Below are 23,484 nucleotides of genomic sequence, written 5' to 3' on the forward strand. Positions count from 1 at the left end.
TGTTGTCGCCTTAACGACTTATCTATCTTATCATCTTCATTTTTTCTTGTCAACAACTTTTGTGAAAAAGTTTTTATCAAGTTTTAGTGAAGTAATCTCGTCATCTCTTAATGACAATTAATATAATACAATAACATACAAAACAATGTCAACATGTTTTCTAAATAAATTTAAAAACGACCAAAATCAATTAAATGGTTGTTGGGTCAATCTTATAGTGTCTATGATATAGACCATTGCCTTTTGTTTCAACCGTTTCTACCTGAATAAAACCTTTGCTGATTAAGAACTCTATAAATACCTCAAGATCCACTGAGTAATTCTTCAGCTCTTCGTGTTCATGCAACTCTTGAATTGTCCAAAAATCTTGCTGAGCCATGACATTTAAAATATGACGTGCTCCATCTGCCGTGCGGGAGTGAATTAGAAATTCACTTGCTAAAAACAAAAGCTCTAGCCTTTTTTCAATTGATTCATCACTGCCAATCAACTCTTTATATAGTTTATAAATTTCTGCATCAATCAATTTAACTTGAGACCACACAGTTATTTCTGGATATAATCCTTTATCCAAAATAGCTAACCGAGCAAAATGATGCAATGACTCTATCATATGATCATAAGCATCTAAATGATTGTTTTTTTCAAAACATACTTTTCCTTCTAAATACTGGCGAACAAGTTTAGCAAACTCAATGCCCATCTTAATATTTCTTCCATAGAACGGGAAATCCTTTACCGTTTGCTTTAGATTGGTTAGATACTCATTGCGGTCAAACAAAATTTTGCCGAAAAGAATCCAATCTATTAACTTCTTGTTTGTACCGACTAGTAGCCATTTATGCAGCTGCTTTTCTGTAATAATATGCATTGCCGCTTTTTTGCCATCAAATGTATAATGCTTGGTGAAAACAGGCACCTTATTTTCTTTTGTAATAATCAATAATATCGTATCAAATGTATCTGTCTTCGGGCTTACGTCTTCTTTCTTTCCTACTATAATAACACCGAGTGTGTTTGGCCTACTTGCGCGTTCCTGGTAGATTGGACGAAGTAACTGCTCCATAAAAAATCCTCCTCAGAAAAGTTATAGTTTAATTCGACATCATTCATTCATATTCCTCCTTGGATTACCAATTCATATTGCCTTACATGTAGGATTTTAGTATCCTTGACGTTAGGAGGCTTGTAAAATGACATCCAATAAAAAACCTTATAAAAGTAAAATCAATAAAATTCGTTCGTTCGCTCTTATGCTAATCTTTGCCGGTTTTATAATTATGTATGGCGCCATTATATTTAAAGAACATCTTTGGCTCGTTATCATTTTTATGACACTCGGTATACTGTGTATTATAGGAAGCACAGTCGTCTATGCATGGATTGGTTTTTTATCTACCCAAGCCGTGATGGTTGAATGCCCTAGTTGCCATAAACATACAAAGATGTTGGGCCGCGTCGATATGTGCATGTTCTGTAGTGAACCTTTAACAATAGACAAGTCATTAGAGGGTAAAGAGTTCGACCAAGATTATAACAACAAGTCAAAACATGGCCATAAACCTGAGCTTTAATTAGACAACCCTTGTTTCCAATGGAACAGGGGTTTTCTTCTATTTATTTTAATAGTCTACCATATTGCACTCTTTAAAGTGAAACGACACTCGAGATTTTCCATTACAGGAATAAAAAAAAGCCGCACGCGATTGGGGTGCAGCATTCCACTTATCGTTCTATTGTAATTTTGTTGCTTTTTCTTCGCAGTCTGGGCATGTGCCGTAGACTTCTAAACGATGGGAATTCACTTTGAATCCTGTCACGTGTGCAGCTAAATGCTCCACTTCATCAAGGCCAGGATAATGAAAATCCACAATCTTGCCGCATGACTCACAAATAATGTGATAATGCTTTGTCGTCACAAAATCAAAACGGCTTGCATTATCACCATAAGTCAATTCTCTAACAAGTCCTGATTCACGAAATACACGTAAATTATTATATACAGTTGCTACACTCATATTAGGGAATTTATGCTCTAATGCTTTATAAATGTCATCGGCAGTAGGATGCGACATCGTCTCTATCAAATATTCTAAAATCGCATGACGTTGAGGAGTAATCCTTACGCCGGTAGTCTTTAACGTGTCTAGCGCGCTCTTAAGTTGTGTGTCGGACATCGCCATGCACCTCACTTCATAAGTATTATTTATTTATAATCGTTATAAATAGTTTACTTAAAGTGAGATGCAATTGTCAATATTTCTAACTGTCGAATCCTATTTCGGCTATTCTCAAAGCGCGTTCAAAACGTTAATATCCTTTCAATGGATCAATCTTATTTGTTACGTCTTGCTCTCCTTTTAGCCACTTTTCTAGATTTGGCTTGAAGATCTCCATGCTTCTCTCCAGATAGCGGGATGATTGGCTTGAGATATGGGGCGAAACAGTTATATTATCCATCGTCCAGAAAGGATGTTCTTCCGGCAATGGTTCATCTTCAAACACATCACAGACTGCATAAGCTATTTCTTTTTGCTCCAAGGCTCTTTTCAACACATCAGTTTCAACCAAATCACCACGTCCAAAATTCATAAATAAAGCGGTATCTTTCATTGCTTTAAAATGGTTGTCTTTAAGCAGATAATGCGTTTCTTCCGTGCTTGGCAGAACAGAAATGACCGTATCCACTTTTGGCAGCACTGATTCTAGGTTCTCAAACTCAACCATTTCATCCATATAGGCTGCTGTACGACCAGAACGGTTACACCCGATTGTCTTGACTCCAAAGGCTTGTAATAACCTGCCAATTTCCCCGCCTATCGCACCTGGACCAAGTATGAGTGCTGTAGTGCCTTGAATTTCCGTAGATTTATGCTTTCGGCTCCATTCCCGCTGTTTTTGTTTATCGTATATCCAAGGTAGTGAACGATGATAGCTTAAAAGATGAGCAAGTACCGATTCTGCCATTGGCGTTTTATGTATGCCGCGTACATTGGAAACAACAATCCCCTTCTCTGCAATTTCTTTAAGAGGCATTTTTTCCAAACCTGCTGAGCACACCATAATCCATTGTAAGTGTTCTGCTTCATCAACATTTTTTACCGTCAGGTCTTCACCATAAGTTACTACTATATCTGCGTTTTTCAGGCCATCGTCAATTCGGTTTTGAAAGACAAATTCTTGGTCTGGAAAGCTCTTTACTAAGTCTTCCTTTAAATCAGGCCGTGGATCGAATGTAAAATAAATGTTCATAATCTATTCCCCTTTGCCGCTTATAGTTTTTAACACGTCTTCGATATGGTTTTTAACACGTCTTCGATATGGTTTTTAACACGGACTTTGCGCCATTCTTTCTCAATGATCCCCTCTTTGTTAATAAAGAAGGTAGAACGCTCGATGCCCATATACTCTTTGCCATACATTTTCTTTAACTTCCACACGCCATACTTTTCTGCAACTGTGTGATTCTCATCTACAAGCAAGGAAAATGGAAGGCCGTGTTTTTCAATAAACTTCGAATGTTTTCCTTCGTTATCTGGACTGACACCAAGTATAACTACATCTAAATCCGAGAAATCTTGATGTGCGTCTCGGAAATCACATGCCTCTGTGGTACATCCCGGTGTCATGTCTTTCGGATAAAAATAAAGTACCACTGATTTTTCTCCTTTAAACGCTTCCAGTGAGACCATATTTCCGCTTTCATCTTTCAAGGTAAAAACTGGTGCGATCTTGCCTTCTAGATTGTTCATTGTATTCCCTCCGATTTTAATAATATTTTCTATTCTCATTGTAACAATTTCTATGGTATTTTGTAGAAAGTTTGACTACAATAAGATGATATAAATTGTCTGCTTTAAGGAGCAGTATGAATTTGCTTTCAACTGCTTATTTCGAAAGCCCGATTGGTTCTGTTCATATCTGCATAACCTTTAATAAGGACACGTTTTGATTTTCAATATCTTTTGGCGGGTATGAGTTAGAGGAAGAAGAAAACTTGAACATCAAGAATGGATTATTTATTTAATAACGTAAAGAAAGAGAGGGAACTAACTTCAAATGAAATTAGGTGCCCGTATTTTAAAAACTGGATTGGCAATAATCACTGCACTGTATGTGGCCAAAGCCTTGCATTGCCCAACTCCCATATTTGCAGGTATTGCGGCTATCTTTGCGATGCAGCCATCACTTTACCGGTCTTATCGTACAATTATTGAACAAATACAAGGGAATATTATTGGTGCAGTCATAGCTGTCCTTTTTGTTTTCATCTTTGGCCATGAGTATGTAGCCGTCGGGTTGGCAGCAATCGTCACCTTAGCATTAATGATCAGACTTAAGTTGGAAAGCAGCATTTCCCTTGCCTTGGTCACGATGATTGTCATCATGGAGGCCCAAGGCGCAAATTTTATCACCTTTGCACTCATTCGATTTGCTACCGTAATGGTTGGCGTATTTGCCGCTTTTATTGTCAATTTAATTTTTCTTCCTCCGCGATACGAAACACGGCTCTTTTCTGCCATTAATATCGTACAAGATGATATCATTCGTTGGATTCGGTTAGCAGTGCGCCAAGCATCTGAGCACTCTTCTACGAAACAATCATTGCGTGGGCTGAAACAACGCTATGAGCGCATTAATTCTTTATACTATTTATTTAAAGAAGAGCGTGCACATATAGGCAAAAGCAAATATATTAAAGCTAGAAAGCTTGTGGTCTATCGCCAGATGATTGCGACCACATTAAAAAGTATAGAAGTGCTAAATCGATTGCATCTTCATGAAAATGAAATCGCCAATCTCCCTGAGAGATTTCGTATTATCATTCAAGAAAGATTGGATTACTTATTAACGTATCATGAACAGCTCTTCTTGAAATATTCAGGTAAATTAAAGTCTGAACCGACAACATGGGTGGGACAAGAAGAGTATTTACAGCGCAATGAAGTAATGGATATCTTTGCGAAGCACATTGTCTTTGCTCATGCCGATGAGGGTGATGAAGAATTTTCAAGCTACCACCTGCTTCACATTTTGTCTCGCATATTAGATTACGAAGAAAACCTTGAGCAGTTGGATACGATTATTATGGCCTATCAAAATCACCATGCAGATGAGCTTTTGAAAGTGGAGCTTGATAACCGTATAGAATAAACAACTAAAAAAGAAGTGGTTAGCATAATCTGCTGAACCACTTCTTTTTTAGTTTTTCATTTTTGGGTCTAGCGCATCGCGTAAGCCATCCCCCATTAAATTGAAGCCTAGAACTGTCAGCATAATTGCAAGACCTGGGAAAATCATAGTCCATGGAGCATTGATGAGGTAAATCCTTGCATCTGCAAGCATTTTCCCCCATTCCGGCTGAGGGGCTTGTGCGCCAAGTCCAAGGAAACCGAGGGCTGCTGCTTCGATAATTGCAGAAGCAATAGCAAGCGTACCCTGAACAATAACAGGTGTCATTGAATTCGGCAATACATGGGAGAATAGAAGTCGTTTATCACTCATCCCAATTGCTTTTGCCGCTGTTATATATTCCTCTTGCTTCACGCTCAATACCTTTGAGCGAATTAATCGGCCGAAGTTCGGTATATTGATAATGCCAATAGCGATTAGGGCATTTTTTAAAGATGGTCCTAAAATAGAAACGATTGCAATGGCTAATAGAATACTAGGAAATGCTAGAATAATATCAAAAAGGCGGGAAATAACAGTATCAACAAAACGTCCATAATAGCCGGCAATGATGCCTAATAGACTGCCGACAATGACGGAGCCAATAACTGATAAGAAACCAACCATAAGTGAAAGCCTTGCACCATGCACCACACGTGAAAAGATATCTCGTCCGAAGTCATCTGTGCCAAACCAATGATCTGCAGATGGAGCTTGCAGGCGCTGGCTCAATTGTTGTTCGTTTATTCCCTGCGATACGATCAGTGGACCAATAAAGGCAAGTAAAATAAAGAACACGACAATGATGGCACCAACGACTGCTATTTTGTTTTTTCTAAAGCTTCGCCATGCTTCTTTCCATGGGCCTACTGTTTGGTCGACTGGTTCGTTGGTATTTGGCGCTGCATTAGGCGCTATTTGAGTCATAAAATACGCCTCCTTCTTAGTTGTATTTGATTCGCGGATCAATAATGCTATACAGAATGTCCACAACTAAATTAATCATTATAAATATAAACGCTACAATAAGAATACCTGACTGTATCACTGGATAATCACGGAATCCGATGGCGTCATAGATATACCTTCCGATTCCTGGCCAGCTGAAGATAGTCTCCGTTAAAATCGCGCCCCCAAGCAAGAGACCTGTTTGTAGACCAATTACTGTCAATACAGGAATAATGGCATTTTTTAACGCATGTTTGTAGACAACAAAAAACATTTTTTGTCCTTTTGAACGAGCTGTACGTACATAATCAGAACGCATTACTTCAAGCATGCTTGAGCGTGTCATCCGTGCAATAATCGCCATTGGAATGGTCGCTAAAGCAAAAGCTGGCAGAATTAAATGCTGTATGACCACTATAAACTGATCAAAACGACCCTGAATCAAGGTATCAATAATATACAAGGATGTAATCGGATTGACCGGGTTACGAGGGTCTTCACGTCCTGAAGTTGGTAAAAAGTCTAATTGAATGCCGAAAATCCATTGTCCCATTAATCCTAGCCAGAAAATTGGCATAGACACACCAATCAATGCAATGATCATTGCTGCGTAATCGAACCAAGAATTTTGGAACCAAGCAGAAATAATACCTGCATTGACGCCTATGATTACGGCTAAAATCATAGCGCATAGGGATAATTCCAGCGTTGCAGCTAAGTATGGCCATAATTCGTCGGCTACTGGTGTTTTGGTACGCATTGACTCACCTAAATCGCCCGTTATCAAATCACCTAAGTAGTGGAAATACTGTATATACCATGGGTTGTCCAATCCTAGGCTTGCTCGCAATGCCGCAACGGCTTCTTTTGTTGCTTGTTGGCCTAATATCACTTGGGCAGGATCACCAGGAATTGCGCGGATTATTAAAAATACGATAAATGTCATTCCGAGCAAAACAGGGATTAATTGTAGCAGCCTTCTGCCTATATACCGAAGCATATCCTCACCTCTTTATCATGTTGTCATGGCTGATTTATAAAAACTCACCTTCCATTAACAGAAGGGAAGGTGAGTCTACTCTTTCAAAATGCCATTTTGTATTATTTAAAATCAACTTGAGATAATAGATCAGATCCCGTTGGGTGCGGCTTGAAGCCTTCAAGATCAGCTTTGCCCGCTAATAATGGTGTTGAGTGAGCAAGCGGTACCCATGGCGCTTGTTCTGCAATAATGTCTTGCGCCTTTTTGTACAATTCATTACGTTTTTCCTGATCTGTTTCTTTTTGTGCTTCAAGCATTATTTTATGCGTTTCGCTATTTTTAAAGTACGTATAGTTGTTGCTTCCGATATTGCTTTCATCTAGTAATGTGTATAGGAAGTTATCCGGGTCTCCATTGTCGCCGGTCCAACCTAGCAAGAATGCATCTGCTTCTCCTTTAGATGCTTTATCTAAGTAAGTAGCCCATTCATACGTTACAATTTTTGCTTTCATGCCTACATCTTCCAGGTTCTTTTGGATTGCTTCAGCCACTTTTTGGCCATCCGGCATGTAAGGACGTGGTACTGGCATTGCCCATAATTCGATTTGTTTGCCATCATAGCCAGCTTCTTTTAACAATTCTTTCGCTTTTTTAGGATCATACGTATATTCCTTCACATCATCGTTGTAGCCTTCAATTGACGGTGGCATTGGGTTTTTCGCCACTTCAGCTTGACCTTCGAAAAATGCATCGATGATTGCTTTCTTATCGATTGCATAGTTAACAGCTTGACGCACTTTCACATTGTCAAAAGGAGGTCTAGTAACTGTTAATCCAAGGTATCCAACGTTCATAGATGGACGTTCAAAAATTTGCAATTGATTGTTGCCCTTGATGGAAGCAGCATCAGATGGATTAATGCCATCTGCCAAATCAATCTCACCTGTATTTAATGCATTCAAACGAGCTGAGTTATCAGGGTACGTACGGAAGACAACTTTATCTAATTTAGGTTCGCCATCTTTCCAATACTCTTTATTTTTTTCGATTGTAATAGAATCATTGCGTTTCCAAGAAACAAATTTGAAAGGCCCTGTACCTACAGGGTTATCGCCAAACTTATCTCCATCTTTTTCAAATGCTGTTGGGCTCGCAATACCAAATGAGCTCATCGCAAGGTTTTTCAAGAATGGTGCCTGAGGTTTGTTTAGCGTAAATACTACATTATAATCTCCATCAGCTTTTACTTCTTTGATGACAGCATCCTTGTCGCCTTTAAAGCCGCCAAACATAGAAATGAAGTAAGGGAATTTATCTGCATTCCCGTTCATCCAGCGTTCAAAGTTTTTCACAACTGCCTCTGCATTGAAATCAGTGCCATCATGGAATTTAACGCCTTCTTGTAAATCCAATGTATAAGTCAAGCCATCTTTAGAGGCTTCCCATTTTGTCGCAAGACCGGGATGTAGTGTAGTATCTTGCTCCCCGAATTCAATCAGTGTTTCAAAAATATTTTTCGTTACTTTATAGGATTCGCCATCTGTTACTGCAATCGGGTCAAGCGATACGGAATCTCCCCCGCGCCCAAAAATCAATGTTTTCTCTTTTTCATTGCCGCTTTTGCCCGTATCCCCGCTTCCACCTTCTTTGCTGTTTGACCCGCAAGCTGCAAGGATGGTCGAAAGGAACACGATCAACAATACGCCGAAAGATAATAATTTCCTTTTTCTCATTGAATAACCCCCAATTTCCCTTTTTATTTATCATTAACATAGCCTTCGTCATATAGATGGCAGGCTACAGAATGACCTTCTTCAACTTCTACTAATGTTGGAACAATTGAGGTACATTGCTCCATCTTGAAAGGACATCTTGTATGGAAAGTACACCCTTTCGGTGGATTAGAGGGGCTTGGAATATCGCCCGATAACAATACATGCTCTCGCTTGAAATCTGGATCAGGTACAGGTACTGCAGAAAGCAGGCCCTTTGCATATGGGTGAAGCGGATTGGCATAAAGCTTTTCGCTTACAGCGAGTTCAACCATCTTTCCTAAATACATCACACCCACTCGATCACTGATATGCCGTACAACCCCCAAATCATGCGCGATAAATATATAAGTAAGCTTTAAATCTTTTTGCAAATCTTGCATAAGATTTAATACTTGTGCTTGAATCGATACGTCTAGTGCTGAAACAGGCTCATCTGCAATAATGAGCTTCGGATTGGTCATAAGTGCTCGAGCGATGCCGATTCGTTGCCTTTGCCCACCACTAAACTGATGCGGATAACGATTGGCGTGATAACTTGATAACCCTACGATTTCTAAGAGTTCGAGCACCTTTTTCTTTCGTTCCTTGGCATTGCCTAATCCATGGACGATCAAAGGCTCTTCTAGTATTTTGCCAATAGTGTGCCGCGGATTAAGTGATGCAAAAGGATCCTGGAAGACCATTTGAATTTCACGGCGCGCCTTTCTCATCTCAGCATTCGATAGTTTTGTTAAATCTTTTCCTTCAAACTCAATGGAGCCCTCTGTCGGATCAAGCAGTTTCATAATCATTCGCCCTGTAGTGGATTTCCCGCAGCCGGATTCTCCTACTATGCCTAAGGTTTCTCCCTCATATACATAAAACGACACATCATCTACGGCTTTGACGTTTCCTTGTTCTTTGCCTAGGATTCCTTTGCGAATAGGAAAATACTTTTTTAAGTTATTTACTTTCAACAATGGCTCTGTCATCAATGTGTGCCTCCTTGCCGCTTACTAAAAAGCATCTTGTCTTATGGTGCTCACCTGTCTGATAGAGAGGAGGGTTCTCCTGTAAGCAGCGTTCATGCGCCCATTCGCAGCGTGCAGCAAAACGGCAACCCTGCTTAATGCTTCCGGGTTTTGGAACATTTCCTCGAATGGAATATAAGCGATCTTTCTTAAACCTCATATCAGGTACAGATTGGATTAATCCTTTTGTATAGGGATGCTGTGGATCCTTAAAGATCAAATCAACAGGCCCTTCCTCCACAATTTGCCCGCTATACATAACCACAACTCTTTCACACGTTTCAGCCACTACGCCTAAATCATGCGTGATTAGCATAACAGCTGTATTAAGCCGTTTATTTAAATCCCTCATAAGCTGGAGGATTTGGGCTTGTATCGTGACATCCAGTGCAGTTGTAGGTTCATCTGCTATCAAGATTTTTGGATCGCAAACTAAAGCCATTGCAATCATGACCCTTTGCCGCATTCCTCCTGATAATTGGTGGGGATATTCTTTCAACAGCTCTTCCGAACGGGGAAGCCCCACTAACTTCATCATTTCAATGGCACGTTCTTCTGCTTTTTTCTTGGACCATTTTTTATTGTGAATCAAAATGGCTTCCGTTAATTGATTACCTATTGTAAAAAGGGGATTCAACGATGTCATAGGCTCTTGGAAAATCATCGCTACTTCTTTCCCTCTAATTTTTCGCATTTCTTTATCCGAAAACTTTGCTAAATCCGTGCCTTCTAAGAGAATTTCACCGTTTGTGACCTTTCCTGGCGGTGATGGTACAAGCCCCATAATAGAAAGGGACGTTACGCTTTTGCCGCAGCCTGATTCTCCTACTATGCCAAGAATTTCACCTTCCCTTAGCGAAAAATCAATGTTATCAACTGCAGGAATTGCTCCATCCTCTGTAAAGAATGTTGTTTCTAAACCCTTAACCTGTAATAGCTCCTTCCGTTCCATCCCATCACTCCCTCAAGAGTCTTATCTTCTATTTTATATATATGCGCTTAAAAGCTCGTTCCTTCCTCGCTCTAAAACTTAATAGAGTGATTAAAGGTACCCTAAACTGTTTTAGGTCGTATTGCATAATTAATTGCAATATATTTCTGAATTATCTATTAATCATAATATTTTGTCAATAGTATTTTTACTTTTGAGCTTCTGCTAGATTCCTATACATATGAGATTAGACACTCATTTTCGACTGTATACAAAAAGGCCTCCACAAAATGGAGGCCGCAGACTGTGAAGAGAATGGTTGGAAATCGAAATGACTCTAACCCCTTCTGTGTTTTCTGCTTCTAAATCAGCAGAGGAGAAATCAACGTTGATTTCCGTTCCTGGCGGACGCTTTCCGGGGGCTTGCCCTTAGCCTCCTCGTCGCGTTGCTCCTGCGGGGTCTTCGCGCTGCGCTGATCCCCCTGGAGTCGCCGCCATGCACTCCAATCAACTAGGTGTCTTCTTTGAAGGTATGGCAAGTCTTTAAGGCCCCTCAGGGTTATACATTGCATTCCAATTCTCTTTCACACCTGAAACGATACATTCAACCTTTTCTTTCCGTTTCTCATAGATAGCTTGGATCTCATAGTAGTATCTCAAGTCTTCTGCAACGTCCAGGTAGTCCTGCCAAATATTCTGCTGATCATCTTTTGTTTGTTTTTACTTTGCGTCTGCTCAATGGTCAAAATCTCTATCTGTTCATGTTCGTTGACTTGATTTTTCTCATCATATCTATCACCTCATCGAGTAGTAGAAGACACTTGTTGATTGGAGAGGAGAGCGGCGACTCCTGGGAGATCAGCACGAGCTGAAGAGCCTGGACGGAGCGAAGCGAAGGAAGCGGCTGAAGTCGTGCCTCCCGGAAAGCGTCCGCTCGTAACGGAAATCAACAGTTTTAGTGGTGATTCTATAAAAAAAAAGACTGCAGGCAAACTCTAAACCCATGAGTTTGTCTACAGTCTTAGGCCTTATCAAAAATGGAGGCCGATTGAACGTTATTCTAATGTTTGGATGTGGAACAAGTTATGATAAATTCCATCCTGTTTTTCTAGAAGTTCTTGATGGGTGCCTTGTTCTTTCAACTCCCCATGATCAATGACTAAAATCTGATCTGCATGTGTAATCGTAGATAGACGGTGCGCCACAATAACCGTTGTACGATTATGCGCTAGCCTGTCAAGAGATTCTTGAATCAATGCTTCACTTTCTAGGTCAAGGGCAGAAGTAGCTTCATCCAAAATAAGGATAGGCGGGTTCTTTAAGAACACTCTCGCGATGGCAATCCGTTGTTTTTGTCCGCCGGATAGTTTTACGCCTCTTTCACCTACTTTTGTATCATAACCCTCAGGAAGAGACAATATAAATTCATGGGCATTGGCAGCTTTGGCCGCTTCAATGACTTCCTCGTCTGACGCATCTGGATTACCCATTAAGATATTCGCTTTCACAGAATCGCTAAACAATATATTATCCTGCATAACAATACCGATTTGGGAACGCAATGATAGGAGTGTCGTTTTCCGAATATCTACCCCATCGATTTTTACAGCGCCCTTTTGGACATCATAAAAACGAGGAATCAAGCTGATGATCGTCGACTTACCACCGCCACTCATACCGACAAGCGCTACCGTTTGGCCCGGAACAATGTCAAAGTTAACATTTTTCAGTACATCTTGCCCGTCATCATTATAGCGGAAAGACACATGGTCGAATTCAATTTTACCCTTTACCTGTGGTAATGGTTTAGCATCCTTCGCATCTTCTACTTCATAGGTTTGGTCAAAAAGCTCAAACATGCGGTCCATTGATGCAACGGCTTGTGTTAATGTTGTGGATGAATTAACTAATCGACGCAATGGATTGTACAAGCTATCTATATAAGCAACAAAAGCAGCCATCGTACCGACAGAAAGATGTCCATTAATTACTTCATAGCCTGCAAAGCCGATAACAATTAATGGAGCAATTCCTGTAATCGTATTAACTACTGCAAAGGTCTTCGCATTCCATCTTGTTTGGTCTAATGCTTTGTTTAAGAATTCTCCGTTTGTACCGCTGAATATCTTTTGTTCATGTTTTTCTAATGTAAAGCTTTTAATAATATTCATGCCTTGAACACGCTCATGCAGGTAACTTTGAACACCTGCCAATGCCTTTGATCTTTCCCTTGTTAGTGAACGCAGACGGCTAAAGAAATATCGTACACTAATCGCGTAGAATGGAAAGGCGATTAAAGATACAAGCGTTAACTTTACATCCAATTTCATCATGACAACGATGGCAATAATAATGGTAGATAAGTCAATCCACACATTCATTAACCCAGTCATGACAAATTCTTTTGTTTGCTCGACATCATTGATTGTTCGAGAAATGACGTCTCCTACCCGATTATTGGAATAGAATTTTAAACCCAACTTTTGCAGGTGAACATATAATTTTTGGCGAATATCGTACAGAATATTATTACTTAATTTTTGAGCTAAATATTGACGATAGTACTCAATTGGCGGACGAATTATGAAGAAAAGAATTGCGGTACCGCCAAGCCAATAAAACAGTTCCTTTGTTTTCATTTCAGTCGAGAGGTCTTTCGCGCCTATAATATCGTCTATGACAATTTTAATAAGCACTGGAGTAAAAAGTGGTATAGCAAATTTAATAACTCCGAGTATAAAAGTGACAAATATATTCACTCTATATGGTTTAACGAAGCGCAAATAGCGTTTCATACTGCCCATTCACATCACGTTCCTTTCAAACGAAAAAAAGCTGCCCTGATCCGCCGGGCAACTCCTTTTCAATTTTTGCATTGCGTTTAAGACAAGCGAAAGCTACTTAGGATTATGCAGTTCTTTTTGGAACTTATAGCGGCTTGTCCACGCTTCAATAAAGTCTGGCGCAAATGGCCCTTTACGTTTATCTATCCAGCTGATTAATTTGTCAACATTGGATTTAAGGATATGGTCTATCACTAGTGGATAGCCCATTGCCTTTTTATGCTGCTCATACTCATCCTCATCAAGTAGTGTATACGACATGTCCGAGAATACTTTGATATCCAAATCATAATCAATATACTTTACAGCATTATGGTCAAATACAAATGGTGAGCTCATATTACAATAGTAATATACTCCATCTTCCCTTAACATACAAATAATATTAAACCAATGCTCTGCATGGAAATAACATATGGACGGTTCCCGGGTGACCCATGTACGCCCATCTGACTCAATGACTAATGTTTTATCATTCGCACCGATTACGATATTTTTAGTAGCCTTTAATACCATCGTTTCCTGCCAAACTCGGTGGATCTTGCCGTTGTGTTTATAACTATGTATTTGTATGATTTCCCCTTCTGACGGAATTGCCATTGAAAGACCACCTTTCAAACACCCCTTATGAGCGTTCTTTTGTAACATTATAACAATCCTCGCCAAAAACGTGTAGCAAAAAAACTGGTGAAGGATAAACCTCCACCAATTTGTTTGTTAAAAGCTATTGATTTTGATTTGGATTGTTTTGTCCATAAAGACCAGAAGCTTGCTGCTTAGCGCGTTCAGCTTGTTGGTTTTGCTTTTTGACAGCTTGAACATCTGTCTCAGCACCAAACTCCTCAGTGTTTTGCCCCGCAAGACGCCCAGAAGCTTGTTGCTTTTTAGCTTCAGCTTGTTGGTTTAATTTTTTCACACCTTGAACATCTGTTTCGCCGTTGAATTTTTTTCTCAATGTAATCACCTCCACGACTATAAGTTGTGCAGTATGATGTTTTTTATACAATGGTTATTAAATTCCGCAAGGGACCCACACTAATATTCACTAGGAGAATAAACTGTGTACAAGGTAAAATTTAAGCATTTTAATGTTTTGCTTCGGTTTCTTTCCATGCAGCCCAAATCTTTTGCATAGGTACAGGCAGTGGCAGTGCTTTTATTTCTTCCTCTGTAAACCAAACGCTGGATTTTGTCGGTTGTCCGTTCTGTTCTACATTCAAATAGTAACTCTCCATATTCCATGTTAGATGTGAAAAAATATGCTTGAAGGACAATAAATTTTCGCGGTTTACAAGTTCAACATTGTAGGTGTCTGCTAGGGATCCTTCACTTGTTTTTGGAGTTGTTGACTTTTCTATCATTGGGAATTGCCACATGTTTGCAAGCAGACCTTTACCAGGTCTTTTTTCTAATAAGAACTGTTTCTTTTCATTTTGCACAACAAACACATCATAAAAAAGGTCTTTCATTTTCGTTTTTTTTGTTTTAATCGGCAATTCTTCTGGACGGCCTTCCTGGAAAGCAGTGCAAAATTCGCGTACCGGGCAAAGGAGGCATTTGGGTGAAGTTGGCGTACAAATCAGCGCTCCTAATTCCATTAACCCTTGGTTGAATTCAGAAGGATACGCTGGATCAATTAATTCCATAACGGCTTGTTCAAATATTTTTTTCGTTTTAGGTAAAGCGATATCTTCTTTAATCAAAAGAACTCTGCTGAGCACGCGCATTACATTGCCATCGACTGCATGTTCGGCTTTATTATAGGCAATACTTAGAATAGCACCCGCGGTATAAGGGCCAACACCTTTTAATTTGATAATTTCCGGGCGATTGTCAGGCACTGTACTACTATACTTTTCTACAACCTCTCTGACGCCTGCTTGCAGATTTCTAGCTCTCGAATAATAACCAAGACCTTCCCATTGCTTTAATAGTTTTTCTTCAGGTGCTTGCGCTAAATCCTCCGGAGTAGGAAATTCTTCGATAAAACGATTGTAATAAGGGATGACAGTATCTACTCTTGTTTGCTGTAGCATAACTTCTGAAACCCATATTTTGTACGGATCATGCGTGTGTCTCCAAGGCAAATCTCTTTTTTCTCGAATAAACCATTGAACTAATTCTTCTTGGAATTGTTTTTTATATTGATAATGAAAATTCATATTTTCCACCTTTTTAATTCATTTTTAATTCACATACAAAGTGGGCATTATAGTGTAAACTGTTGCCTAAAAGGGTAAACAGTAAGTATAAGCAATACTCCCATGTTATAAGGAGTTGATCATTTTGGATTCTGGAACACATCTAGTAATGGGGATTGCGCTAGGTGGCTTGGCTATGGTAGATCCAGTTGTTGCCGGCAGCTCGTCCACTTCTATGGCCGTCATTACAAGCGTAATTATTGGTTCCCAAGCACCTGATATTGATACTGTTTTGAAATTGCGTAGCAATGCTATATATATACGCCATCACCGAGGAATTACACACTCCATTCCAGCGGTTCTATTATGGCCAATTTTAATTTCGTCTGTCTTTTTTTTAGTATTCCCGCATACTAATTTTTTGCATCTCTGGCTTTGGACATTCCTTGCAGTCTTTTTACATGTGTTTGTAGATATTTTCAATGCGTATGGTACACAGGCACTACGCCCCTTCTCTAAGCGATGGGTAGCACTTGGCTGGATTAATACGTTTGATCCTATTATTTTCGCCTTGCATGTGATCGCCTTAATGTTTTGGGCGTTCGGAGCGAACCCAGTACCTACCATGTTTTCGTTGTATAGTGTGGTATTTATCTATTATGTGGTACGTTTCTTTCTTCAACTATCAGTCAAGAAAGCGGTCCATAATACAATACCTGATGCTAAGAGAATTATTTTATCGCCTACGTCACGTTTCTTCCAATATAGAGTAGCAGCCAATTCTGCTACACATCACTATGTGGGACGTGCTTATGGGCGTTCAATTACCATTTACGACAAATTTAAAATTGAACCATTGCCGGATACGCCACTTTTCCATAAAGTATTGGAAGACCCGAATTTTAAAACGTTTGTTTCTTTCTCTCCACTCTATAGGTGGGAGGTCAACCAATTGGGTGATGGGAAAACAGAAGTACGTCTCATAGATCTGAGGTATCGCAGCAATAATTATTATCCATTTGTTGCAATCGCACATCTGACAAAAGATCTAACCATCGTCAAATCCTTTACAGGTTGGATTTTCAGCGAAGACAAACTACAGAAAAAATTAGTAGTAAAATCAGAAGGCATCCGTTAAAAGGCCATCAAAATGACCGTTTCTATAAAAGAAACGGTCATTCTTTTTGTATAAACGGACAACCTAAGCAATAGTTTAACATGTCCATTTTAGCCAAAAATCTATTCTTCATTTAAAAGGTGCGCATATTTTGGATTACGAGCTACAAATTCATTTAACTGGCTGCCGTAGCTGTCTATCCATTGTGAGATGATTTTCTCCGACATTTCAGCTCCTTGATAGTCGTAGCCTGCTTTAGCATAGGTGGCTTCAAAATCAGACCAAAGAAGTTCCACCCAAACACGCGCTTTCTCCTCTGATATTTTCGGATTTTTCTCTTGCAGTTTTGCAACTAATTCATTGATAATTCGTTCCATCTTTTAGCTCTCCTTTACAAGTGTTAGCATAGCAATCGGAAGGGCTTCTTCATAATGATTGCCGCCTAAGCGATAGCCCCATGCATACACACCTTTTAAATAATCGACCTTAAAGAACATCCCTGGGTCGTTTGCAATCCGATACATCTCACCTGATTTAAAATCTTCTGGGTTTAACAAATACGACTGTGCCACTAATGCTTTCCGTTCATACACAGCAAACTCATTTAGAATACCGAGCTGCTCCGCTTTTCTTGCTTTTTCTTTTAGTGTGGCAATTGTTTCCCGTAATTCAGTAGGGTTCATTTCGCTAAATTTCTTCTCCATTGTCCTGCTCCTTTTGTTCAATAAAATCATCAATCACATCTGCAGGGAAACCTTTTTGATATAGAGCTTGTTTCACCCGCATATGCAATTCATATCCTGTATATTTTGAGGCGTATTTCTTCCACGCCTTTTCACCTTGCAGTTCTATCATATCTTGCCATTCTTCATCTTCTTTGGATAAATCCAGTTGCTCGATTACTCTTTCGCAAATTGAATAGGAGTAGCCTTTGCGCAGTAGCAAATCCTGTATTTTTTGCTTAATTTGGACGGGTGTCTTGCGATGCTCACTTCGCACAACCTTTTCCGCCAGCTGTTTAGCAATCTTGGCTTGCTCATCTTCAGAAAATTCATCGAGTACTCTCTGCTGCAGATTTTCTTCGATGCCCCTTTTTTTCAGGTCCATCTTAATCGCTCTTGGCCCTTTTTTGGCTGTTTTCTTTTTTGTTTCGACTAAAGCCCTGGAGTAGCTTTCATCATTTAAGAAGCCAAGCTTTTTTAGCTTTTGCAGTGCTTCTTGGATCACCGCATCTCCAAATTCTAAACCCTTCAATTTTTGGCGGACTTCATGTTCGCTGCGCATTTGATAACTCAAATAGGAAAGTGATCGATTGAAAGCTCGTTGAATTTCATCGTCGAATGCAATTTCCTCAACCGTTAATGAATCGAGTACCTTTCCTTTTGTCAGACCATATTGAATAAGAATACCCTCGTCCACGCTAAATGCATATTCTTCATTAAGAAATATATTATAACGCTCTTGGTTCCTTTTTTGGGCGCTTATTTTTGTAATTACACGAGACATTCGGTCCACCTCCATTATATAAGTATAACAAGACTTCGTTTAAAAACAATTATCCCTAACTGCATAATTCGCGGTATTCCACACAAGCTAACACAAAAAGAAAGGATGCGTGAAAAATGTTTAAACAACATCTCGCCGGCATTGCCATTGCAGCCACTATTTTAGCAACAGGCATCACAACAAATCCGTTTGATGCATTCGCAAAAGAATATGGTTGGGGTTTTAAAAAAACAACAAATGAAGTTCCTACAGAAGCTGGTGCAGAGTATGATGCACTACTCAAAAAATATGATGCTGTCTATAAAGGCAGCCCAGAAGAAAAAATTATGTATCTGACATTTGACTGTGGTTATGAAAATGGCTATACAGCATCCATTTTAGATACATTGAAAAAAGAAAATATACAAGGCACATTCTTCTTAACAGGCCATTACTTATCGAGCGCAACACCGCTAGTTAAACGTATGGTAAAAGAAGGTCATGAAATCGGCAACCATTCAGATAAGCACCCGAATATGGCTCGTCTAACTGAACAACAAATGAAAGACGAATGGGCTAATTTTGATAAAAAGCTCGCTGAAATTACAGATGTAGAGCGTACGGTATATGCAAGACCGCCTGAAGGAGTATTTAGTGAAGAGTTATTGCGGGTCGGAAATGAGGCAGGATATCGTCATATTTTCTGGTCTGTCGCATTTAAAGACTGGCTTAAGGATCAACCACAAGGCTGGAAATATTCATACGATAACTTGATGTCTCAAATGCATCCAGGCGCAATTATATTAATGCATACCGTTTCACCTGATAACGCTGAAGCACTGCCACGATTTATTAAAGACGCTAAGAAAAAAGGCTACCGTTTTGAATCCATCAACAATTTGATGAACTCTGGTACTGGCTCCTCTTCAAAAGACAAGAAAAAGGATGCTTCTTGATTCTTTGCTGCTGCGTCTATTTTCGTTATAATGAGAAATGAAGCGAAAAAAGGACGTGTAATTCTTGAATCAACAAGCGACGATAATGAAGCTGGGACAACGAATCCCGCTTTCGATAAAACGATTAGGCATTAATGGTGAAGGTATCGGCTACTATAAACGCAATGTTGTTTTTGTTAAAGGTGCTTTGCCCGGCGAAGACATTTATGCCGAACTAACTAAAATCAACCGCAATTTTGCCGAAGCTAAGATCATCAAAATTCATAAACAGTCAAAAGCAAGACAAACACCGCCATGCCCAGTGTATGATTTATGCGGTGGATGCCAATTACAGCACATGAAATATGGAGACCAGCTGAAGGCAAAGCGAGATGTCATTGTACAAGCTCTGCATAAGTATGTGAAAAATACCGCAAAGCAGATAGACATCAGAAAAACAATCGGTATGAGTGATCCATGGCATTACCGGAATAAAAGCCAATTTCAAGTTCGTAAAATCGGTAGCCATGTAGCTGCTGGACTTTATACGGAAAACAGTCATAAGCTACTCGATATTGACGATTGCCTTGTCCAAGATACTAGAACTACTGCTATTACGAATAAAGCAAAGAAGATTATTGAAGAACTCGATATTCCTGTGTACAATAGCAAAACACATAAAGGCATTGTCAGAACAATTGTTGTGCGGGTAGGTCTTCAAACGGGAGAAATTCAACTTGTCCTTATCACGGCACGCAAAAATTTCCCAAATAAAGAAGTACTTCTTGAAAAATTAAAAGGAATAGACGCATCGATTGTGTCGATTGTTCAAAATATCAACAACGACCAAACTTCCCTTATATTCGGTGATCAAACGATTACTCTTTATGGGCAAGATACAATTCACGAAGAACTGGGTGAGCTGGCTTTTGACTTATCAGCACGCGCATTCTTCCAACTAAACCCAAGCCAAACAGTACATCTGTATAATGAAATCAAACAAGCAGCAGGGCTTACAGGCAAGGAAAAGATTGTAGATGCTTATTGCGGCGTTGGTACTATTGGTCTTTGGCTTGCAGATCAGGCCAAAGAAGTGCGCGGCATGGATATCATCCCTGAAAGCATTGAGGATGCGAAAAAAAATGCGAAGAAGCATGGTTTCACGCATACAAAATATGTGGCAGGCACAGCAGAAAAATGGCTGGACATCTGGCAAAAAGAAGGCTTCATACCAGATGTTTTAACAGTCGATCCACCGCGTACAGGATTAGCGCCAAGCCTAATCAACACATTGCTACAAGTAAAGCCAAAGCGAATTGTTTACACATCCTGCAACCCTTCTACGTTAGCAAAAGATCTGCAGGAATTAATGAAAGTCTACAACGTAGAATATATTCAACCATTGGATATGTTCCCACAAACGGCGCATGTTGAGTCCGTGACTTTGCTGACATTGAAATAGCTTGTCTCCAATATTAGTGTTTTGTATGCTCCCTCGGACTAATGGTTCGGGGGTTTTTTTTGCCTAGGAGCGTATTTTTTACATGGGATTAAAATATACGGGATGATGAGCTGAACCATCAATAAAATATATTCTGGCAATTACGTGAAGAGGAATTACGAAGAATGTTTCGCGATTTATTTGAAGAACCCTTTTTCGAAGCTTCCAAATAAAAAATATGACCTGCAGAATCTTTTCTGTAGGCCTCTTTTGAATACATCGATGAAATAAGCAGCTTAGGAATTTTATATTGTGGCAATTATAGTGCTTGCTTAATAAACTGGGGATTGGAAAGAAGAATAACTAACATAATTTCTTTCAATCATACTTGCCATATAGTTAGATTTATATAGTATTCTAATAATACATTCACAAACTAAAAGGAGGCAAAAAATGAATATCGATGCTCAAATGAATCAAACAAAGGACGAGGAATCGGAGCAATATAAAGTAGTTCCCATTATCGTCTCTTTTTTGATTGCTGGATTTATTGGTTTATTTAGCGAAACAGCTTTAAATATGGCATTAGGTACTTTAATTGTAGACTTTAATATTCATGAGACTACCGTTCAATGGCTTACAACTGGCTATTTATTAACTTTAGGGATTCTTGTTCCTGTTTCTGGTTTAATTTTACAATGGTTTACAACAAGGCAATTGTTTATTGTTTCCATTACATTATCTATTATCGGAACATTTATAGCTGCTATTGCCCCAACATTCGCTTTCTTAATGTTGGCGCGTGTAGTTCAAGCAATGGGTACGGCATTAATGTTACCTCTCATGTTTAATACCATTTTATTAATTGTTCCACCCTATAAAAGGGGTAAAATCATGGGATTAATGGGTCTTGTTATTTCCTTTTCTCCCGCTGTTGGCCCAACACTTTCTGGGTTGATTTTAAAAACACTTACATGGCATTATATTTTCTGGTTTTCCTTACCGGTTCTAGTGATCGCCCTTGTTTTTGGAATAGTGTATATGCAAAATGTTTCAATACCAACGAAGCCTAAAATTGATATCTTATCCATTATTTTATCAACAATTGGATTTGGTGGGGTGGTTTATGGTTTTAGTATTGCAGGTGATGGTGGTTGGGGAGATTCAACTGTAATTACTGCTATTATTTTTGGTGTAATTGGGTTACTGCTCTTTTGCATTCGCCAAACAAAAATGGAACAACCAATGTTAAAACTTCGTGTATTCAAATACCCTATGTTTGTTGTTGGGTTAATACTCGTACTAATATGTATGATGGTTATTCTTTCTTCAATGATTGTATTGCCACTGTATTTGCAAAATTCGCTAGCTTTAGGTACGTTTGCTGCAGGACTTCTGCTATTACCAGGTGGAATTGTAAACGGGTTATTGTCACCTGTTATGGGTAGCTTATTTGATAAATTCGGACCAAAATGGTTAGTTATCCTTGGCATTATTATAGTCACAGGTTCCTTAATTGGCTTTTCAACGATTGATTTAGATACATCTTCTGGATTCTTGATTGCTATGCATATCTGCATGATGATTGGTGTTTCGATGATCATGATGCCAGCTCAAACAAACGGTTTAAACGAATTACCACGTGAGCTTTATCCTGATGGAACGGCAATCATGAACACACTTCAACAAGTCGCCGGTGCAATTGGTACGGCGGTAGCGATTTCTATTTTATCTTCTGGAACTGAAAAGTATCTAAAAAACGTAACAGATGCAACAAACCCACTAAATAAATTACTTGCTTTCACTTCAGGAGTTCAAGATGCCTTTATCTTTGCGATTATCGTGGCGATTATTGGTTTAATTGTTAGTCTATTTATTAAAAGAGTTCATGTGTAACATTACATTTCTAAAGGTATGAAATCGACCATTATTTTTAAGGACCGAGTTGATCAAGTCAATAAATAAATGGTGTTGTAAAAATCAAGATACTCTTCGAAACGTAGAAACCTTTAAATGATAGCACACGTTGAATCCATCACACTACTGACATTGAAATAGCTGCTATGATTAGATTAGACGGCAAAATGAAAAAGGCCTAACCTATGTTACGCCTTTTCTTTTTTGCCGTTTTTTCATTCAGGCTTCTCTTAATTTAAGGATATTGATTAGATGTACATTCATGTCATCAGCAGAATCTTTAAAGTCATGGCGGTGCCACTCTATGATCAAGCCCATAATTGCATTCGCCGAGTAAGAATATAAATAATCGTTCAATTCTCCATATTGTTGAAGCGTATTCTGATCTTCTATACAAATAGAACGTATTTCATCAAATAACATGAAATAATAATGTGTGGAGACATCTTGAGAAAATACTATCTTATAAAAATCCTCATATTTTTTTATATGATGAAAAATCCGAACTGTTTTAGGATCCAAATTTGCTACGTCAAGAAAATTCGTATGGAGATAAGGTGCTTGGTAGGATTCTTTTAAATCTACCATAATCTCTTCATAAAATTCTTTAAACACATCCCCTACCTCTTGGTAATGAAAATAGAATGTCCCTCGATTTATATTTGCTTCTCTGCAAAGCTCAGTGACCTTGATATGTGTTAAAGGTTTCTTTTTAAGCAGTTTAATTAAAGCTAAATGTATACTTTGCTTTGTTTTTAATACACGCAAATCATTTTTATTCATCTAG

24 protein-coding genes are annotated in these 23,484 nt (G+C 39.0%); 7 read left to right on the forward strand and 17 right to left on the reverse strand.

Going from position 1 to position 23,484, the window contains the following annotated elements:
• Positions 1-190: 190 nt before the first annotated feature.
• Entirely contained in the window at positions 191-1,066 is an 876-nt protein-coding gene (locus tag AC6CHJ_RS12365) for a nucleotidyltransferase-like protein (RefSeq protein WP_066789686.1), read from the reverse strand.
• Between the two features lie 127 nt (positions 1,067-1,193).
• Here AC6CHJ_RS12365 and AC6CHJ_RS12370 point away from each other — a divergent pair, with 127 nt between their 5' ends.
• The gene (locus tag AC6CHJ_RS12370) at positions 1,194-1,574 is read left to right on the forward strand and encodes a YgzB family protein (RefSeq protein WP_066789689.1); all 381 of its coding nucleotides are present in this window, start codon (positions 1,194-1,196) and stop codon (positions 1,572-1,574) included.
• A gap of 159 nt (positions 1,575-1,733) precedes the next feature.
• On the opposite strand, the gene perR is transcribed toward AC6CHJ_RS12370, so the two are convergent.
• The 3 genes from perR to bcp all read right to left on the reverse strand — a co-directional run bounded on the left by perR (position 1,734) and on the right by bcp (position 3,752).
• Positions 1,734-2,177, reverse strand: a complete 444-nt coding sequence (gene perR, locus AC6CHJ_RS12375; protein WP_184117575.1) for a peroxide-responsive transcriptional repressor PerR — start codon at positions 2,175-2,177, stop codon at positions 1,734-1,736.
• Positions 2,178-2,310: 133 nt separating this feature from the next.
• A complete protein-coding gene (locus AC6CHJ_RS12380) occupies positions 2,311-3,252 on the reverse strand; it encodes a D-2-hydroxyacid dehydrogenase (protein ID WP_498288771.1) in 942 nt (313 codons plus the stop codon).
• A gap of 29 nt (positions 3,253-3,281) precedes the next feature.
• Positions 3,282-3,752 carry a thioredoxin-dependent thiol peroxidase gene (gene bcp / locus AC6CHJ_RS12385; RefSeq protein WP_498288772.1) on the reverse strand — a complete coding sequence of 157 codons (471 nt, stop codon included), beginning with the start codon at positions 3,750-3,752 and terminating at the stop codon, positions 3,282-3,284.
• Positions 3,753-4,059: 307 nt separating this feature from the next.
• Between bcp and AC6CHJ_RS12390 the strand changes: the two genes are divergently transcribed.
• The gene (locus tag AC6CHJ_RS12390; protein ID WP_066789697.1) at positions 4,060-5,154 is read left to right on the forward strand and encodes an FUSC family protein; all 1,095 of its coding nucleotides are present in this window, start codon (positions 4,060-4,062) and stop codon (positions 5,152-5,154) included.
• A gap of 48 nt (positions 5,155-5,202) precedes the next feature.
• Here the strand turns inward: AC6CHJ_RS12390 and AC6CHJ_RS12395 are convergent, their stop codons facing one another.
• From AC6CHJ_RS12395 to AC6CHJ_RS12415, 5 genes are all read right to left on the reverse strand, one after another.
• Positions 5,203-6,099, reverse strand: a complete 897-nt coding sequence (locus AC6CHJ_RS12395) for an ABC transporter permease (RefSeq protein ID WP_066789699.1) — start codon at positions 6,097-6,099, stop codon at positions 5,203-5,205.
• A 16-nt stretch (positions 6,100-6,115) separates the two neighbouring features.
• Positions 6,116-7,120, reverse strand: a complete 1,005-nt coding sequence (locus AC6CHJ_RS12400; RefSeq protein ID WP_251647736.1) for an ABC transporter permease — start codon at positions 7,118-7,120, stop codon at positions 6,116-6,118.
• A 101-nt stretch (positions 7,121-7,221) separates the two neighbouring features.
• A complete protein-coding gene (locus tag AC6CHJ_RS12405; RefSeq protein WP_498288774.1) occupies positions 7,222-8,835 on the reverse strand; it encodes an ABC transporter substrate-binding protein in 1,614 nt (537 codons plus the stop codon).
• 23 nt (positions 8,836-8,858) lie between these two features.
• On the reverse strand, positions 8,859-9,848 hold the full coding sequence (locus AC6CHJ_RS12410) for an ABC transporter ATP-binding protein (RefSeq protein WP_150285150.1): 990 nt from the start codon (positions 9,846-9,848) through the stop codon (positions 8,859-8,861).
• Positions 9,820-10,839, reverse strand: a complete 1,020-nt coding sequence (locus tag AC6CHJ_RS12415; RefSeq protein WP_150285151.1) for an ABC transporter ATP-binding protein — start codon at positions 10,837-10,839, stop codon at positions 9,820-9,822. The genes AC6CHJ_RS12410 and AC6CHJ_RS12415 overlap by 29 nt, the downstream gene beginning before the upstream one ends.
• A gap of 807 nt (positions 10,840-11,646) precedes the next feature.
• Between AC6CHJ_RS12415 and AC6CHJ_RS12420 the strand changes: the two genes are divergently transcribed.
• Positions 11,647-11,817, forward strand: a complete 171-nt coding sequence (locus AC6CHJ_RS12420) for a hypothetical protein (RefSeq protein WP_498288776.1) — start codon at positions 11,647-11,649, stop codon at positions 11,815-11,817.
• 56 nt (positions 11,818-11,873) lie between these two features.
• Here AC6CHJ_RS12420 and AC6CHJ_RS12425 read toward each other — a convergent pair whose 3' ends face one another.
• The 4 genes from AC6CHJ_RS12425 to mutY form a co-directional block, all read right to left on the reverse strand.
• Positions 11,874-13,622 carry an ABC transporter ATP-binding protein gene (locus tag AC6CHJ_RS12425; RefSeq protein WP_147197181.1) on the reverse strand — a complete coding sequence of 583 codons (1,749 nt, stop codon included), beginning with the start codon at positions 13,620-13,622 and terminating at the stop codon, positions 11,874-11,876.
• Between the two features lie 93 nt (positions 13,623-13,715).
• A complete protein-coding gene (ntdP, locus tag AC6CHJ_RS12430; RefSeq protein ID WP_066789719.1) occupies positions 13,716-14,261 on the reverse strand; it encodes a nucleoside tri-diphosphate phosphatase in 546 nt (181 codons plus the stop codon).
• A gap of 124 nt (positions 14,262-14,385) precedes the next feature.
• Entirely contained in the window at positions 14,386-14,616 is a 231-nt protein-coding gene (locus tag AC6CHJ_RS12435; RefSeq protein WP_066789721.1) for a gamma-type small acid-soluble spore protein, read from the reverse strand.
• Between the two features lie 130 nt (positions 14,617-14,746).
• Positions 14,747-15,823, reverse strand: coding sequence for an A/G-specific adenine glycosylase (gene mutY, locus AC6CHJ_RS12440; protein WP_498288778.1), 1,077 nt, complete (start codon positions 15,821-15,823; stop codon positions 14,747-14,749).
• Between the two features lie 124 nt (positions 15,824-15,947).
• Between mutY and AC6CHJ_RS12445 the strand changes: the two genes are divergently transcribed.
• Positions 15,948-16,940 (forward strand): metal-dependent hydrolase, encoded by a 993-nt coding sequence (locus AC6CHJ_RS12445; RefSeq protein WP_498288780.1) that lies wholly within the window; start codon positions 15,948-15,950, stop codon positions 16,938-16,940.
• A 101-nt stretch (positions 16,941-17,041) separates the two neighbouring features.
• On the opposite strand, the gene AC6CHJ_RS12450 is transcribed toward AC6CHJ_RS12445, so the two are convergent.
• The 3 genes from AC6CHJ_RS12450 to recX are packed head-to-tail and all read right to left on the reverse strand — an operon-like array spanning position 17,042 to position 18,425.
• Positions 17,042-17,296: a YfhJ family protein gene (locus tag AC6CHJ_RS12450; protein WP_150285155.1), complete on the reverse strand. Its 255-nt coding sequence runs from the start codon at positions 17,294-17,296 to the stop codon at positions 17,042-17,044.
• 3 nt (positions 17,297-17,299) lie between these two features.
• On the reverse strand, positions 17,300-17,623 hold the full coding sequence (locus AC6CHJ_RS12455; RefSeq protein WP_498288782.1) for a YfhH family protein: 324 nt from the start codon (positions 17,621-17,623) through the stop codon (positions 17,300-17,302).
• The gene (recX, locus tag AC6CHJ_RS12460) at positions 17,607-18,425 is read right to left on the reverse strand and encodes a recombination regulator RecX (protein ID WP_498288784.1); all 819 of its coding nucleotides are present in this window, start codon (positions 18,423-18,425) and stop codon (positions 17,607-17,609) included. The genes AC6CHJ_RS12455 and recX overlap by 17 nt, the downstream gene beginning before the upstream one ends.
• Positions 18,426-18,541: 116 nt before the next feature.
• Here recX and AC6CHJ_RS12465 point away from each other — a divergent pair, with 116 nt between their 5' ends.
• The 3 genes from AC6CHJ_RS12465 (at position 18,542) to AC6CHJ_RS12475 (ending at position 22,676) form a co-directional block, all read left to right on the forward strand.
• Complete coding sequence (locus AC6CHJ_RS12465; RefSeq protein ID WP_147197193.1) at positions 18,542-19,360, forward strand: polysaccharide deacetylase family protein; 819 nt, start codon at positions 18,542-18,544, stop codon at positions 19,358-19,360.
• Between the two features lie 85 nt (positions 19,361-19,445).
• On the forward strand, positions 19,446-20,801 hold the full coding sequence (gene rlmD / locus AC6CHJ_RS12470; RefSeq protein WP_498288967.1) for a 23S rRNA (uracil(1939)-C(5))-methyltransferase RlmD: 1,356 nt from the start codon (positions 19,446-19,448) through the stop codon (positions 20,799-20,801).
• A 450-nt stretch (positions 20,802-21,251) separates the two neighbouring features.
• Complete coding sequence (locus tag AC6CHJ_RS12475) at positions 21,252-22,676, forward strand: MDR family MFS transporter (RefSeq protein WP_498288969.1); 1,425 nt, start codon at positions 21,252-21,254, stop codon at positions 22,674-22,676.
• A gap of 240 nt (positions 22,677-22,916) precedes the next feature.
• Here the strand turns inward: AC6CHJ_RS12475 and AC6CHJ_RS12480 are convergent, their stop codons facing one another.
• Positions 22,917-23,480 carry a TetR-like C-terminal domain-containing protein gene (locus AC6CHJ_RS12480; protein WP_066789737.1) on the reverse strand — a complete coding sequence of 188 codons (564 nt, stop codon included), beginning with the start codon at positions 23,478-23,480 and terminating at the stop codon, positions 22,917-22,919.
• Positions 23,481-23,484: the final 4 nt, after the last annotated feature.

The organism is Rummeliibacillus sp. GQ308 (genome assembly GCF_059759115.1).

Excerpts from the sequence above, each read along its gene's own strand:
- AC6CHJ_RS12365 (WP_066789686.1), bottom strand. The coding sequence starts at position 1,066 with ATGGAGCAGTTACTTCGTCCAATCTACCAGGAACGCGCAAGTAGGCCA.
- AC6CHJ_RS12370 (WP_066789689.1), top strand. The coding sequence starts at position 1,194 with ATGACATCCAATAAAAAACCTTATAAAAGTAAAATCAATAAAATTCGT.
- perR (WP_184117575.1), bottom strand. The coding sequence starts at position 2,177 with ATGTCCGACACACAACTTAAGAGCGCGCTAGACACGTTAAAGACTACC.
- AC6CHJ_RS12380 (WP_498288771.1), bottom strand. The coding sequence starts at position 3,252 with ATGAACATTTATTTTACATTCGATCCACGGCCTGATTTAAAGGAAGAC.
- bcp (WP_498288772.1), bottom strand. The coding sequence starts at position 3,752 with ATGAACAATCTAGAAGGCAAGATCGCACCAGTTTTTACCTTGAAAGAT.
- AC6CHJ_RS12390 (WP_066789697.1), top strand. The coding sequence starts at position 4,060 with ATGAAATTAGGTGCCCGTATTTTAAAAACTGGATTGGCAATAATCACT.
- AC6CHJ_RS12395 (WP_066789699.1), bottom strand. The coding sequence starts at position 6,099 with ATGACTCAAATAGCGCCTAATGCAGCGCCAAATACCAACGAACCAGTC.
- AC6CHJ_RS12400 (WP_251647736.1), bottom strand. The coding sequence starts at position 7,120 with ATGCTTCGGTATATAGGCAGAAGGCTGCTACAATTAATCCCTGTTTTG.
- AC6CHJ_RS12405 (WP_498288774.1), bottom strand. The coding sequence starts at position 8,835 with ATGAGAAAAAGGAAATTATTATCTTTCGGCGTATTGTTGATCGTGTTC.
- AC6CHJ_RS12410 (WP_150285150.1), bottom strand. The coding sequence starts at position 9,848 with ATGACAGAGCCATTGTTGAAAGTAAATAACTTAAAAAAGTATTTTCCT.
- AC6CHJ_RS12415 (WP_150285151.1), bottom strand. The coding sequence starts at position 10,839 with ATGGAACGGAAGGAGCTATTACAGGTTAAGGGTTTAGAAACAACATTC.
- AC6CHJ_RS12425 (WP_147197181.1), bottom strand. The coding sequence starts at position 13,622 with ATGGGCAGTATGAAACGCTATTTGCGCTTCGTTAAACCATATAGAGTG.
- ntdP (WP_066789719.1), bottom strand. The coding sequence starts at position 14,261 with ATGGCAATTCCGTCAGAAGGGGAAATCATACAAATACATAGTTATAAA.
- mutY (WP_498288778.1), bottom strand. The coding sequence starts at position 15,823 with ATGAATTTTCATTATCAATATAAAAAACAATTCCAAGAAGAATTAGTT.
- AC6CHJ_RS12450 (WP_150285155.1), bottom strand. The coding sequence starts at position 17,296 with ATGGAACGAATTATCAATGAATTAGTTGCAAAACTGCAAGAGAAAAAT.
- AC6CHJ_RS12455 (WP_498288782.1), bottom strand. The coding sequence starts at position 17,623 with ATGGAGAAGAAATTTAGCGAAATGAACCCTACTGAATTACGGGAAACA.
- recX (WP_498288784.1), bottom strand. The coding sequence starts at position 18,425 with ATGTCTCGTGTAATTACAAAAATAAGCGCCCAAAAAAGGAACCAAGAG.
- AC6CHJ_RS12465 (WP_147197193.1), top strand. The coding sequence starts at position 18,542 with ATGTTTAAACAACATCTCGCCGGCATTGCCATTGCAGCCACTATTTTA.
- rlmD (WP_498288967.1), top strand. The coding sequence starts at position 19,446 with ATGAAGCTGGGACAACGAATCCCGCTTTCGATAAAACGATTAGGCATT.
- AC6CHJ_RS12475 (WP_498288969.1), top strand. The coding sequence starts at position 21,252 with ATGAATCAAACAAAGGACGAGGAATCGGAGCAATATAAAGTAGTTCCC.
- AC6CHJ_RS12480 (WP_066789737.1), bottom strand. The coding sequence starts at position 23,480 with ATGAATAAAAATGATTTGCGTGTATTAAAAACAAAGCAAAGTATACAT.